At 43.3% G+C, this 15,141-nt stretch carries 10 protein-coding genes; 8 read left to right on the top strand and 2 right to left on the bottom strand.

The genetic code is table 11. The annotated features are described in order from the left end of the window. Positions 1–95: 95 nt before the first annotated feature. Both H8S84_RS06585 and H8S84_RS06590 read left to right on the top strand, forming a co-directional pair. Positions 96–677 (top strand): TetR/AcrR family transcriptional regulator, encoded by a 582-nt coding sequence (locus tag H8S84_RS06585; protein ID WP_187066441.1) that lies wholly within the window; start codon positions 96–98, stop codon positions 675–677. 55 nt (positions 678–732) lie between these two features. Beyond that, entirely contained in the window at positions 733–1,770 is a 1,038-nt protein-coding gene (locus H8S84_RS06590; protein ID WP_187066442.1) for an SDR family oxidoreductase, read from the top strand. Between the two features lie 57 nt (positions 1,771–1,827). Here the strand turns inward: H8S84_RS06590 and H8S84_RS06595 are convergent, their stop codons facing one another. Both H8S84_RS06595 and H8S84_RS06600 read right to left on the bottom strand, forming a co-directional pair. Further along, positions 1,828–2,598: a multidrug transporter gene (locus H8S84_RS06595; protein ID WP_222621582.1), complete on the bottom strand. Its 771-nt coding sequence runs from the start codon at positions 2,596–2,598 to the stop codon at positions 1,828–1,830. Positions 2,599–2,968: 370 nt separating this feature from the next. Further along, positions 2,969–4,138 (bottom strand): glycosyltransferase family 61 protein, encoded by a 1,170-nt coding sequence (locus tag H8S84_RS06600; RefSeq protein WP_187066443.1) that lies wholly within the window; start codon positions 4,136–4,138, stop codon positions 2,969–2,971. Positions 4,139–4,711: 573 nt separating this feature from the next. Here H8S84_RS06600 and bioB point away from each other — a divergent pair. From bioB to H8S84_RS06630, 6 genes are all read left to right on the top strand, one after another. Next, a complete protein-coding gene (gene bioB / locus H8S84_RS06605; protein WP_187066444.1) occupies positions 4,712–5,710 on the top strand; it encodes a biotin synthase BioB in 999 nt (332 codons plus the stop codon). 104 nt (positions 5,711–5,814) lie between these two features. Continuing rightward, a complete protein-coding gene (locus H8S84_RS06610; protein ID WP_230407055.1) occupies positions 5,815–6,930 on the top strand; it encodes an aminotransferase class I/II-fold pyridoxal phosphate-dependent enzyme in 1,116 nt (371 codons plus the stop codon). Further along, on the top strand, positions 6,927–7,541 hold the full coding sequence (gene bioD, locus H8S84_RS06615; protein ID WP_187066446.1) for a dethiobiotin synthase: 615 nt from the start codon (positions 6,927–6,929) through the stop codon (positions 7,539–7,541). The genes H8S84_RS06610 and bioD overlap by 4 nt, the downstream gene beginning before the upstream one ends. A gap of 394 nt (positions 7,542–7,935) precedes the next feature. Continuing rightward, positions 7,936–9,216, top strand: a complete 1,281-nt coding sequence (bioA, locus tag H8S84_RS06620) for an adenosylmethionine--8-amino-7-oxononanoate transaminase (protein WP_187066447.1) — start codon at positions 7,936–7,938, stop codon at positions 9,214–9,216. An 8-nt stretch (positions 9,217–9,224) separates the two neighbouring features. Beyond that, the gene (locus tag H8S84_RS06625; protein ID WP_187066448.1) at positions 9,225–10,448 is read left to right on the top strand and encodes a beta-ketoacyl synthase N-terminal-like domain-containing protein; all 1,224 of its coding nucleotides are present in this window, start codon (positions 9,225–9,227) and stop codon (positions 10,446–10,448) included. 313 nt (positions 10,449–10,761) lie between these two features. After that, on the top strand, positions 10,762–15,102 hold the full coding sequence (locus H8S84_RS06630; protein WP_187066449.1) for a T9SS type A sorting domain-containing protein: 4,341 nt from the start codon (positions 10,762–10,764) through the stop codon (positions 15,100–15,102). Positions 15,103–15,141: the final 39 nt, after the last annotated feature.

Here is a 15,141-nt window from a genome sequence, read left to right on the forward strand (position 1 = left end):
TCTTTTTGTTTACCCATACTTGTTACCCTACATAATACTATGCTAAGGCAGCTCTCTAAATTCTTTTTGCTACATAAAAATAAACACTTACCTTTGTGCCGAACGATTATTCGGTCTGGATGACAAAACGAGAAAAAATACTACACACTACCTTGGAGTTGATTGCCAACCAAAGCATTCAGGCAACACCAATGTCGCAGATTGCGAAAGAGAGCGGCGTGGCTACAGGTACTATCTATCATCATTTTGCCAGTAAGGAAGAGATCGTACAGCAAATTTATTTAAGCACGAAGCAGGATTTCCAGCGCATCATACAGTCTAACCTGCATCCATCACAAAATGTAAAGTCACAGTTTATAAGCCTCTGGAAAAGTATCTATGAGTACTACATCAACAATCCACTGGCCTTCCGCTTTGTACAGCAGGTAAACTATTCGCCTTATATCAACGAAACCACCAGAGCAGAAGCGCAGCAGTATTACCAGGAGGTTTACCAGTTTTTTGAGGCGGGAATAAAAGCCGGTCATTTTGTAGAAATGGAAGTTGTACTGATCGGAGAATTGATCCATGGCAACATCAGCACTTTAGTTGAAATGCAGTTGAACAACATGCTCGAGCAACCAGAGAGCCAGATTCAGCATGCCATTGAGTTTTCGTGGAATGCTATAAAAGTATAATCAAAAAAAATTTAAGTATAATACCGACCGAACGTTCGGTATAAATAAAAGAGATATGGACAAAGTAGTTTTAGTAACAGGCGGAACAGGTTATATAGGATCGTGGGTAGTAAAGATGCTGCTCGAGCAGGGTTACATAGTACGATTAACCGTTCGTGATAAAAGTAAACAGACAGGTTATTCACATCTTGCTGCTGCTGCGGAACAAAGCAATGGGAAATTAGAGATTTGGGAAGCAGATCTACTAAAAAAGGGTTCTTTTAATGAAGCAGCCAAAGGTGCCGATGCTATTATTCATATGGCCTCCCCTTTTACGCTACGTTTTAAAGATGCGCAGAAAGAACTGATAGATCCGGCGGTGAAGGGCACCCAAAATGTATTAGAGGCAGCAAATCAGTCCGGTAGCGTGAAAAAGGTGGTGCTTACGTCAAGTGTAGCGGCCGTGCATGGAGACAATATAGATATGAAAGAACAGGGCTTACAGGAGTTTACTGAAGAACACTTTAATACCTCCAGCTCCCTCACCCACCAACCCTACTCCTATTCAAAAGTAATGGCCGAAAAAGAGGCCTGGAAAATGCACGATGCACAATCAGCCTGGAAACTGGTGGTCATAAACCCATCCTTTGTTTTAGGACCTTCACTATCCAATGCCTCCAACTCAGAAAGCCTTAGTTTTATGAAAGACATACTTACAGGCAAATATTACTTGGGTGCTCCTGAACTGCAGCTAGGTTTTGTAGATGTACGCGACGTGGCAAAAGCCCATTTGCTGGCATTGGAAAATAATCAGACAGAAGGAAGGCACATACTAGCCGAACGAACCACAGGTGTGTATGAAATTACCCAGTTAGTTAAAGAGAAGTTTGGCAACAAGTATAAACTGCCTTTGATGAAGTCGCCGAAAATGATGTTGTACCTGGTGGGCTGGATGTTTGGATTAACCAGTAGTTTTATAACGCGCAATGTAGGGCACTCGCTAAAACTGAATGCAACGAAGAGTAAACAACAACTTGGGCTGCACTATACGCCACTCCAAAAGACAGTAGAAGATATGGTACTGCAAATGCAGCAGGATAAGGTGGTGGCATAAATTTTACTTCGGTAAAAGTAGCGGCACATACAATGCTACTTTTACCGAAGTAAAGTATTAAACAGCCTGTTTTATTTCTGAAACTTTATTCGAGATAAGCAAGACGGGGTTTAACGAGGCAAGGTAGTCTAGCAAAGCAAAGATGAATAGCACTATAGCCCCCATCTCCAAAAGTTCTTCGAAAGTATACATGATCCTGTTGTAGATATGATCAATGCCGTAATGCTTGTACAGATACCCTTCCACTAGTTCAAAGCCTATTGCAGCACCAACAAATATACATCCAGAGGCCAAGAACAGATTACGGGTAAATGAAGGCAGTGAGAATACCCACTTCAAAAAGAATACGCCAAGCAATGCTACTCCTGCAGCATATGGTAACACCCAAGACCAGTAGAGAAGCCCGTTTAAGTCAGAGCTCAGTTGGGGCCTTACAAACTCTGCAACGTGCTCGTGTACTTGTGCGCTCTCATCAATTGCCATAAAAACAAAGATTAGTGAAAGTACTAACCAATATCTTCTCCCGTTGCGTTTATCAACTTTGCTGTTTACCAGAAAAATCAGGTAAAGTAAACTTGCCGCTATAAGGAGCATAACCGAAGAAAAGAAAGCTGGCACATTCTCTTCACCGTTAAAATCGAAGTACCTAACAATTATGCGTGTAAGCCGAGACTCATACTCTACTATACTTTCCAGTACCAAACCTATACTATGCATACAGAGAAGCACACACACAATCAACAATAGTCCCTTTGCCACATACGCAGCTGAAATTTTAATGACCTTAGCATAATCTGTGGGTATGGAAACAATAGCAGTATGATCCATAGTCTGAATAAAGTTCTGTCAGAGTAATTGCGTGATTTAATTATATCGTTGGTGTAAGAAGTAGTACAGGAATCATAGTCGCCAGAATCGTTAGTTTACTTTGCACATAGGTGTCCAGTGACAAATAATTACTTACCGGCTTTCAACAAAATACATAAAGTAAAATTTACTGGATTACTATTTACTATTCTGTCTTTAAAACCTTCTGTACTATAATGAACTACACATTTAGCATAAAGACTACTGCAACTGCAAACTAAGTACTGTGATTAGAAGGGACTTGGAAATTTTACAACCCACTATTTAAACTGCAAGAAATGCTGCCACAGATAAACTAGAGAAAGTGGTAAGATCAATAAAGCAAAGATTACTACTTAACACCAACAACAGGTAAAAGCTTCTCAGGTTCCTCCTTTAGTATACTCTGTACCTTACTTCTTAATTCATCAATCATCACCATACCACCACTACCTCTGTGTTCTACTGCGTTTATGTAATCGTATTTGAAACCCAAAGAAACGGCCAGCCTGCCGAAGCAATCGTTAAAATAAGCTGATGTAAAAATTTCGATGATGTTTATACTTTGCCTTGCCCACACCATGTTACTTAGCCCTGCCCCATGCGGTGCTACAATACAAGTGGCATGCGAGAAAATTATCATTTGCTCCTCAATAGAAAGTTCTTCACTGTAAACTATAGAAAAGCCAAGCTTATGCACTACTTGCTCTACTTCTTCTTCATTTGCTAGCTTCCTTTTAGGGGTTTTTCTTCTGGATATATAAATTTTAGTAGGAGCCAAAGATATAGTTGTTCGTGGTACCACTTTGTCTCTAAGTTGATGTAAGTACTCAATAGCTACAGGGTGCACAAAGCCAGCATCAGGTTCCTGTTGCAGTGTAAAGTACTTCGGAATTAGTTTCATACCATTGGCCACTATAATCCGATCATTATAATCCTGCTCTCCAAGTATGAGCATAAGCAGCTCTCTGCAGTAAGAGGGACAATCCTTTGGTACCATAATCTTAGCTGAGGGCATGGCTTCCAAGGAAATCAGAATTCCTGGCAATGACTCGAAAATCCAATGGAAAAACGGGTGGTTAGGGCAGCTGATTACATACTCTTCTTCATGCAATTGCTCCCATTTAAGTAAAGGCTCATGTAGCATATTCTCCCAGCCAATCATTCTGTACAAAGACCCTAGACTCTCCACTAGAAAGAAACACCTATCAATCCAGGTAAGCCCAGAATAAGGAGATACACAAACATTATTCAGAAGATACAGATTTTTCTTATCGAAAGCTTTATGTCTCCTGAACGTTGATGGGAAATGTGCTGGGAAGTGATAAGTTTCAATTAAAGGATTAGCTATAGTGATTATTTCCTTTACATGTCTCCTTATAATTGGATTGTAAAGATTCTCTTCTATCGAGTTAATAACAGTAGAAGGTACATTACCACTCAATTTACCGAGAAGCACCTGGCTTATCTTCTGTAAAAGGAGAACCTTATACTTCAAATAAATTACTCTTATGTTATTCATTATATGTACAGGGTTCAACAGCAGTAATACATATATTATTATATAGTTGAATATAAAGCTTTTACGCCACACTATAAACTATGTTACATAATTTATATATATATTCATAAAAGCAAGTTGGAATTTGCCTTATATCATGCTTCACGTGCTTTTATGAATGTTTTCGGTATGCAAAGAGTATCAGGATATTACCTGAAAAATAGGTATTAGAGCCAAACTCTATCGAAAAAAATGGGTATGAGACGAGAACAATATAGAACTTACCGGTAAGTAAGTTTAACAAGAATATTTTGAGAAGGTACAGCTCCTGGTGCAATCAGAAATTGCACCACCAATCAGATGCTGAAATGCTTTAAATACTAGATTAAGCTTATTGCTAGTAGAAGAACAATGCCTTTTACTACTTATCTAAATCAGAGAGTAAAATTTTTCAACAAATTAACAGACCATTTTTTCCACAGAAAACCTACACAATCTGAATTACTTAACTAATTATCCACGAAATCTGCCCATATTTTTGATTTTTATTTCATAAATCTTCAAATTAACTTCGTAACCCTAACTACGAGTACCATGACGCACAACGAACAAAACACAGGCATCCGCACCGACTGGACCCTGGAAGAGATAAAGGAGATATACTATAAACCCGTACTTGAGCTAATTGTAGAGGCGGCTAACGTGCACAAGCAGTACCAGGCTACCGGCGAGGTGCAGGTATGTACTTTACTTTCGGTTAAAACAGGCGGCTGCCCCGAAGATTGTTCTTACTGCCCACAGGCAGCACGTTTTCACACAGGTGTTGATGTGCACAAGCTACTGAGCCAAGAGCAGGTGCTAACAGCCGCACAGCGTGCAAAAGATGGCGGCTCAACCCGTTTCTGCATGGGTGCCGCATGGCGCGAAGTGCGCGATAACCGCGACTTCGACAAAGTGCTGGACATGGTGAAAGGCGTAAACGAAATGGGCCTGGAAGTATGCTGCACATTAGGCATGGTAAACGAGTATCAGGCCGAGAAGCTGAAAGAGGCTGGCCTGTATGCCTACAACCACAACCTGGATACTTCAGAAGAGAACTATAGCAACATCATTACTACCCGCACTTACGACGATCGCTTGGATACAATTGAGAACGTGCGTAAGGCAGGTATTTCGGTTTGTTCTGGTGGCATTATCGGTTTAGGCGAAACAGACGAAGACCGTATTGGTATGCTCCATACATTATCTACGCTAGTGCAACACCCAGAGTCAGTTCCGGTAAATGCGCTGGTACCAGTTAAAGGTACTCCGCTTGAGAACCAGCCATTGGTAACTGTTTGGGAGATGGTGCGCATGATCGCAACAGCGCGTATCCTGATGCCTAAAACAATGGTACGCTTATCAGCAGGGCGTGAGCGCATGAGCGTAACTGATCAGGCACTTTGTTTCTTAGCTGGTGCGAACTCTATTTTCACAGGCGAAAAGCTGCTTACTACGCCAAACCCTGACTTTGATCAGGATAAAGCTATGTTTGAATTGCTTGGCCTAACTCCAAGAAAATCTTTTAAAGAGGAAACACAGCACGTTTGCTAGTGTATTGACAAAAGACTATTTGACATAAGACCAAAGACTTTTATTAAATTCAATGTTGTCTTTAAATCCTTGGTCCTTTGTCACATAATCATTTGTTAAATAGATTGCAGCAAAAGCTGGAAGAGCGGGAGGTGCAGGGCAACTTGCGCCAACTAAAAACCACTTCCGCCTTAATAGATTTTTGCTCTAATGATTACCTTGGTTTTGCTCGCTCCGAAAAACTGCGGGCACTGGTCCAGGAGTACGAGAACAAATACAAACATCTGCCAATGGGGGCGACCGGCTCCCGACTTTTATCTGGCAACAATACTTTATTTAAGGAACTAGAAGAAACGATAGCGCAATACCATCACGGCGAAGCAGCATTGCTGTTTAACTCCGGATACGCGGCTAATGTTGGGCTTCTATCTGCCCTGCCACAGCGCGGCGACTCTATTTTTTACGATGAGGCCATACACGCCTCTATCAAAGATGGTATGCGCCTTAGTTTTGCAAAAAGCTACAGCTTTAAGCACAATAACCTGAAGGACCTGCGGCGGAAATTGAGCCATGCTACAGGCACAGCTTTCGTGGTAGTAGAGTCTGTTTACTCCATGGATGGTGACATGGCACCATTAGCAGAGCTAGCGCAGCTGTGCCAGGAGCAAAGTATAGCTCTAATTGTAGATGAAGCTCACGCTGTTGGTTTGTATGGACCAAAAGGCGAAGGCTTAACTGTTGCGCTTGGCTTAGAGGATAAGGTATTTGCACAGGTAATTACCTATGGCAAAGCTATGGGCAGCCACGGAGCAGCTGTGGTAGGATCAAAAGTACTGCGCGACTACCTGATAAATTTTAGTCGCGCTTTTATATACACAACAGGTTTACCAACCCATGCACTTATAACGCTGCAATGCGCATATAAATTGTTGCCGGAGTTGGACAAAGAACGTCAGCATGTAAACAAGCTGGCAGAACACCTGTTGGAGCAACTGAATAAAGTAAAGGGCATCCGCTGTGCTCCAGAAGAGAGTGTCATACTTTCTGTTTTCCTGGAGAGTGGCGATATAAAAAAGCTAAAAGAGCTGGCCTTATACTTACAACAAAGTGGTTTTGATGTGCGCCCCGTGCTCAGCCCTACCGTGCCGCAAGGCCAGGAGCGTTTACGGATAATTGTGCACGCATATAATACAGAAGAAGAAATTGAGGGCCTCGTGCAGGCCATAGCCAAAGGAACATGAAACGTTATTTTGTAACAGGTATCGGTACAGATGTGGGCAAGACAGTTGCTGCCGCCATACTTACCGAAGCCCTGCAAGCCGACTACTGGAAACCTGTACAGGCAGGCGGTCTGGATTTTACTGACACGGACACTGTTATGAGTCTGGTGTCTAACCCTGTATCTGTCTTTCACCCGGAAGCTTACCGCCTCAAAATGGCTGCTTCTCCCCATCGTGCCGCCGCTGCCGAGGGCATCGAAATTGATGTGCATGGGCTAAAGCTACCCGAAACCAGCAACAACTTAATTGTAGAAGGAGCCGGAGGGTTGATGGTACCTTTAAACAAACGCTACCTTGTATTGGACCTGGTGCAACAGCTCGGGCTAGAGGTGGTATTGGTATCACGCAACTACCTCGGAAGTATAAACCATACTTTACTCACGGCAGAAGTGCTTCGTTACCGTAAGATACCGGTAGCAGGCATCATCTTCAACGGCGAGGAAACCCCAAGCTCAGAAGACTTCATCATTAAGTATACCGGTCTGCGCCGCCTACCATCCATCCGCCAGGAAGCTGATTTTTGCAAGGATACCGTAGCCGAGTATGCTAAGCAGTTTGAAGGATATTTATAGTATAAAAAACAGGATATAGCCTATAGCTTCAACTCTACTAATTGATTTATACTTCAAAGCTGAGTAAAAAACATGATTAACATTTTTTCTGTAAATCATGAACACTCCCCTATTTCTATTAAGAGGATAATTTTGCCGCTGCGGAAGTTTGCTTTACGCTTTGTAGCAAATGCTTAGCCTATCTTCATACAAACAGGAAAGGGAAACAAAAGGTATAACGCTGGCAGATGAGTTAGAAGAACAAGAATCCCCGCCTTAGCAAAGAAGGGAATAAAGGAGTGATTTGATCTGTTAAGGCAAAACATATACTTTAAAAGCCGGTTTAGTACGCTGTTACTGCTCATACAAACTTTCAAAGTATAAATCCACACACTTTTAATATTTACCTTTGGCTATGGATTTAGCTCAACGTGACCAAAATGTTATCTGGCACCCTTACACCCAGATGAAAACTGCCGCCCTGCCCATTCCTATTATGCGTGGCGATGGAGCACTTTTGTTTGCCGAAGATGGCAAAACGTACATTGATGCTGTAGCATCTTGGTGGGTAAACTTGCACGGACATGCACACCCATACATTGCTCAAAAGGTAGCGCAACAGTTACAGACGCTGGAGCACGTGATCTTTGCTGGCTTTACGCACCCAGCGGCCGTTGAGCTGGCAGAACGACTGCTGCAGATTTTACCGGCAAACCAGAAACGCGCTTTTTATTCTGATAATGGTTCTACTGCTGTAGAGGTAGCTATCAAAATGGCAATACAGTACTGGAATAACGTTGGCCAGCCAAAGCGTAAAATTATCGCCTTCCGCGACAGTTACCACGGCGACACCTTTGGCGCCATGGCCGTAAGCAGCCGCAGCACATTTACTGCTCCGTTCTGGTCCTACTTATTTGATGTCGAATTTATTGATGTGCCAGTACAAGGCCAGGAAGAAGAAGCCTTAAAACAACTAGAGGCGATTGCTGTAGCAGGAGGTGCAGCGGCATTTATTTACGAGCCTCTGGTATTGGGCACAGCAGGTATGGTAATGTATACACCGGAGGTGCTTGATAAACTAATGGGCATCTGTAAAAAGTACAGTGTACTTACCATCGCCGACGAGGTAATGACTGGCTTTGGCCGCACTGGCCGTAATTTTGCCAGCCATTATGTGCAGCACCAACCCGATATGATGTGCTTTTCCAAAGGCCTAACCGGCGGCACTATGGCGCTGGGGCTCACTACCTGCAGCAACCAGATTTACGAAGCTTTTCTGCACGACGACAAAAGCAAAACATTCTTCCACGGCCATAGTTATACCGGCAACCCTATTGCTTGTTCAGCGGGCCTGGCAAGCCTTGATTTACTGCTTCAGGAAGAAACACAGCAAAGTATAAATCGCATAGGACAGCAGCATAACATATTTGCCGCAAATGCCAGGAAGCTGCAGCATGTAAAAGAAGTGCGCCAGCAGGGCACTATACTTGCCGTAGAATTTGAAGCTGGCCAAACCTCATACTTCAGTAATCTGCGGGATACACTTTACAATTTCGCTCTAGAACAGGGTGTATTGCTGCGTCCGTTAGGCAATATCATATATATAATTCCGCCTTACTGTATCACCAACGAGCAGCTAGAGCAGATCTATAAAACTATACTAGGTATGCACGAACTGGTGGCTAATTTGCATTGATTTATACTTTGGCAGAAGCAAAAAAACATATCGTTATCAGAGGCAAGGGCATAATTTCACCACTTGGTCATGATGTGGCTTCTGTTAATGCTGCCTACGCTTTGGGTAAGCCAGCTTTCACAACTATCCTCCATAACAACGAACTTACACCTGTTGCCGCCTTACCTGCCATTGCAGAAGAAGCACTGCAAGGGTTAGCCAAATCAAACCCAAACTACAGACACCTTGATAGGTCTGTTTTAATGGCTGTTTATGCGGCACGCCAGGCTGCTTCACAAGCCGGGTGGCTTAATGAAGAAAGCCAGACTTCTGTAGATTATACTTCCGAAGACCTTGCTGTTAACATAGGCTCCTCGCGTGGTGCAACAGGGTTATTCGAGCAACATTACAGCTCCTTTCAACAAAGTATAAATGGAACCACTGCTTCTAGCGCCTCACCTACTACTACACTTGGCAACTTATCCAGTTGGGTAGCACACGCTGTCAATGCAGGAGGTGCCCAAATTAGCCATTCCATTACCTGCAGTACGGCACTTATGGCTGTAGCCAATGGTGTGGCCTGGTTAAAAGCCAGTATGGCGAAGCGTTTCCTGGCTGGCGGTACCGAAGCGCCTCTTACTCCCTTCACTATTGCGCAGATGAAGGCTATTGGGATTTACTCTAAGCTTGCTGGTGCTCCTTACCCCTGCCGGCCCTACAACAACCAGGAAAATACTTTTGTATTAGGTGAGGGTGCTGCAGTATTTGCGCTTGAGCTAACTGACACAGCCAAACTTAACAAAGGAGATATGGTGATTGAAGCTGTGGGGTTTGGTTTTGAAAAAATTATAAGCAAGACAGGTATATCAGCAGAAGGCCAGAACTTCCAAAAGTCCATGCGCCATGCTTTATCGCAGTTACCTGCCGATGACCAGGAAATCGATCTTATCATCAGCCACACCCCTGGCACCAAAGCTGGCGACAAAGCAGAACTGGAAGCGATTAATACCGTTTTTGCTGGTAAAAAGCAGCCCATAACAACAAATAAGTGGATTTTAGGCCACACCTTAGGTGCATCTGGTGCTTTAAGCCTTGATTATAGCCTGTATCTGCTGGATTCTTGCGAAAACCTGCACATTCCGAAATATTTTTCAAAAAATTTCACACAGAAAAATACTATAAATAGAATATTGATCAATGCTGCTGGTTTTGGTGGAAATGCCTCAAGTATTATTGTTAAAGTTATAACGTAATTGCTATATATATAGCATGAACATATATACATATGAAGTTTTAATTTTAACAATACAATTTGTTCCTTTCTCAATTATCCTACATTACACTACCCCATTATCACCTAAATAATCCTAATCATACATTAGCAAGTATAATTCGGGAGTTTAAACTCCTTTTTTTTATAATTTAATGTAGTTTAGATTTGCGCGCATCAAGTTAGCTATAACCAACTTTTAGTTAAACCAATGTAGGCAAACAAACTATTTATTCCTGCTTCAATCCATCTCACCTGCTTCACCTTTTCAAACTATCTATCTGGTAATTAACAAAATGAGAGATGCTCTAAAGCTATCATTCTGCCTATTGGTTATACTAATTACGTTTCTTATAACAACAGGAGAGCTGAGTGCGCAAACACCAGGATTAATATTTAAGCCCGCTGCTAACGGTGGTAATAAAATATTAGATCCTAACGGCGACGGATATGTATCTAAAGCTGCCACTGGATTTACAGGAACAAACGACGAAACCACCAACAACAGCGAAATTCCTTATAGGCCTTTTCCAACTATGGCTACGGAGGTGGTAGGTGATCTTGTAACAGGTACCAGCGGAGGGCACACAGACCTTGTCCCTTCCCAATCGTCAGGTGGTACGGGTTCTCCCATCGCAGCGTATTATGATGGCAAGAACCTGATGTTCCGTGTTAGGCTTGGCAAGCAGTCTACAGCATCGAAAGGATACAGTATCATGATTGATTCTAACAATCTTTTTGGAAATCTTGTATCCGGCACTACTCCATCTAGCACTCCCAACCCTGGTTTTGAATATGAGATCGTACTTGCCGCCAACTTCGATGTGAGTCTATACGACCACCGTAATCAACCAAATGGAGGATCCAAGATCTGGACAGGCTCTACAGACCAGTACTTTCAAAAGTCTATAGCTGCATCGAAAGCTAGTGGCGACGATGACTATTTCTATGATTTTTACCTGCCACTTACAGCGTTTGCAGGTGGTATTACAGCAGACACCAGATTGCGCATGACAGGCATTACCATCACCAGTGCCCAAAGTGGCATTACCGGAACGGTGTCTGATGTTGGTGGAGTAAACTTTAGCGGAACTTATGGCGGTGAAGCCAGAAATGCCTGGGCTGATGTAATAAATAGCTTCCCGAGTGTGTCTCTGAATGAACTCATGAACGGTGGGTTTCCTTCTACCACTATTTTAGCCCGTCCTCCTATTATCAGCAGCACAATTTTTACCTCCAGCACAAGTATAAGCGGCACCTCAGTAGAGGCCGCAGGCTCTGTAATCAGGCTATACCAGAACGGCACGCTGATCTGCGGTGGCACTTTAGCTTGCCCAACTGTTAGCTCAACCGGCACCTGGACCTTGTCCGGCATTCCTTTTGGCACCCTTATCGGTGGTGCCCAGATCACTGCTACAGTCTTAGCTCCGGGTAAACCGGAATCTGTTGCGTCTGTTGCTGTAAATGTCATTTCCTTGGCTTCTTTCTGCACGGCTACTGTTCCGCCTACCATTACAGGAGTTTCTAACGGAAGTATAAAGTCTTTAGCAGGCACTACTCAGTATCCGGGGCAGCAGGTAATCAAAGTATACCAAAACGGAGGCACAACTTCTGTTGCCACTCATACTGTTACGGCTGTTGGAACCGCCGCTCCCTATACCTGGGAACTGTCCACAGCACTGGATGCAGGTATGTGGGCTGTTACCACAACCCCTACCGGTCAATGCGAGTCATTTAAATCAAATGAAGTATGCTACAATGGTAATGGACAGTCTACCTTTAACAGCACAACGGTAACAATAACCAGTGTTACTTATCCTGATTTAACAACCAGCACAGGGCCTTCTATTAAAAACAGCATTACCACCATTTTTGGAACTGTAAGCAAAACCGGAGATGCTGTTTATATCTTCAAAAACGGGGAGAGGATGATGTCCTATACAGTAATTCCTACAACTATTAACTGGCAGATCAACATCAGTTCGCTTGCGCTGTCTACAGGTGATGTTATTACAGCAAGAACAGTTGAGGCTGGCACTAAAAACGGCAGCTATTCCTGCGGAGACTTAGCATCCAGCAGATCAAACTTCTTTACTGTAACTGCAGTTACCTCAGCTCCAACAATTGCAGGTTCATTCTGTACGACAGGAAGTATAACAAGTGTATCCGGTGCTTGTAAAGAGCCTGCAGGTACTCTGGTTCAGTTATACGATGCTGTAAGCAATGCAGTAATTGGTAGCCCGGCTACAGTAAACGCAAGCGGAGCTTGGACGGTTAATACAACCATTGCAAACGGCATATCCTTTTACGCCAGAGCAACAGCAGATGGCAAAAGCATTAGCTCAGCTTCCAGTACAGTAACGTTGCGTTCTCCTGAGTCAAACACAGGACTGGCTATAACATCTGTACCGGTAATAGAGGGCGCTACTACCCTATCTGGCACGGTGGCAAACGGCACTGGCAAGATCGTAACACTTTATATCGGAGGATCGCCTTACGGCACCACAACTGCTACCAACGGCAGCTGGTCTTTTTCAGGCATTTCTCCTTTAGAGCTCTATTCAGGTGCGGATCTTTATGTGACAGTCAAAACATCCACCTCCTGCGAAAGTGCGCCTTCTCCGGTTGTGTTTGTGCAATGTAAGCAGCCACTCACTACATTTATTGTCACGTCATCCATCGTCTCGCCTGCTAAAGCTTGCTACAACAGTACAGTAACTTTAAAACTGGGCGGATCTGAAAACGGTGTTATCTATAACATGTATGTGTATGCCAACGGCGTATACACACGCACCGGAAGCTCCGTATTAGGTACAGGCTCTACAATCTCACTTGCATCGGGCCCCATGACGGTAGATCCTACTACCTTGCAGGTAAAGGCGACAAAAGTTGGCAGCGTAAACTGTGAGCCGAACGTTGGCTCTGCTGTTACAGTGGGCGTATACCCGCAAGTACCAAACACATACGACATAACAGCTTCTACAACATCCGGTTGCCCTGGCCTTAGCACAACCGTAACGGTTATAAATGCCGCCACTGGTTATTCGTACCAACTCTACAATATTACAACAAGCACATTTTTAGGTACAGCTATTGAACCCACTACTGCAGGCAGCATTGCATTCCCGCCCATAACAGTACATACTACAGCAGATTACAGCGTTTACATAAAGAGTGTATCTACACAGTGTGGTACAGAAAATGTAAACTCCAAGTTTGTAAGAATAACAATAGCTGGCCCAACAGTGACGCAACAGGTAACACAAACTGCCACAAAAGTATGCAGCGGCGGTAGCGTAAGCTTTAGTTTTGACGGTTATACAGGCTCTACATATAGCCTTATCGATAAAGCTACTAACACGCAAGTAGGTTCCGGTATAGCTGGCAGTACAGGTACAAAAGTGTCGCTTAGCACAGGTGCACTAAACACATTAGGCATAAAGAACTACAGAATTAGGGTTGTAGACAGCAGTTGTACTTCTTTTCTAGTAACAGAGCCAACTGTAGAGGTTACCAATGGTATTCCAGCAACTGTATCGGCTGGCTCTAATGTAACTGTATGCGGTAACAAATATACACTGCAAGGGAGTGACCCGTCTCCAGGTACCGGCACCTGGAGCCAAACAAGCGGACCTGCAGGCGCCACTATCGTCAGTATAAATTCCGCAAACTCTGATATTACAGGGCTTACATCAGGCACATATCAGTTTACCTGGACAGTTACGTCAAACTGCGGCACCCCTACTAGCAGCTCAAGCACAGTTACCATAACAGTAAACTGCGCCGCTATTTACAGTGTAAAGTCCACAAAGTATGTAAATGAGTATATGCAAGGCGAAGTACTTGCTACTGTTTCTGATGAGGACGGGGGAATAAAGAGTGTTGCTTTTGTCTCGGGTACTTTACCTAGAGGATCTACTCTTAATAATGCAACCGGAGAAATTAAAATTACGGATGTATCCATGCTGCAAGCAGGAAACTATATTTTCACAGTACGTACAGTTGATGCTTATGACAAAACAACCGATTTGACTGTTGGTATTAGAATGCTTAGCATAAATGGTTCTTCTGAGCCTCTTCCCTATGCAGTTGAGCTATCTAACTTTACGGCTCTATATGCTGATTACAAAGTGAAACTGCAGTGGACCACTGCATCAGAAGACAACAACAACTTCTTTGAAATTGAGAAAAGTATAAACGGAAAAGACTTTAAGGAAATTGGCACCGTGAAGGGAAATGGCACTACAAAACAAGCAGTACGCTATACCTTCACTGACAGCCATCCTACTTCCGGCACAATCTATTACCGTTTAAAGCAGGTAGATTTTGATGGAAAGTATAGCTACAGCAAGACAGTGGCGGTTAGTGTAAAAGCCAATACTAAAGCTGCAGTACAGGCTTATCCGAATCCTTTTTCGAAAGATCTTACACTAATGCTTGCACTTGAGGAGGCGGGTGATGTGCAGATACAACTCCTAGACCTCCAAGGCAAAGTAGTCTACAGCAGCAAAACTGTAACCGAGAAAGGCTTTCAAGAAACTACACTGCCGCTCCATACTTTGAGTAAAGGCGTTTATATACTTCGTGTTAACGGGACTGGATTAAACCAGATACTAAAAGTTGTAAAAGCACATTAAGCATAGCCATATCTAAAAGAGAAAGGCCGCCCCAACAGG

Source organism: Pontibacter cellulosilyticus (assembly GCF_014306105.1).
Taxonomy (GTDB): Bacteria; Bacteroidota; Bacteroidia; order Cytophagales; family Hymenobacteraceae; genus Pontibacter; species Pontibacter cellulosilyticus.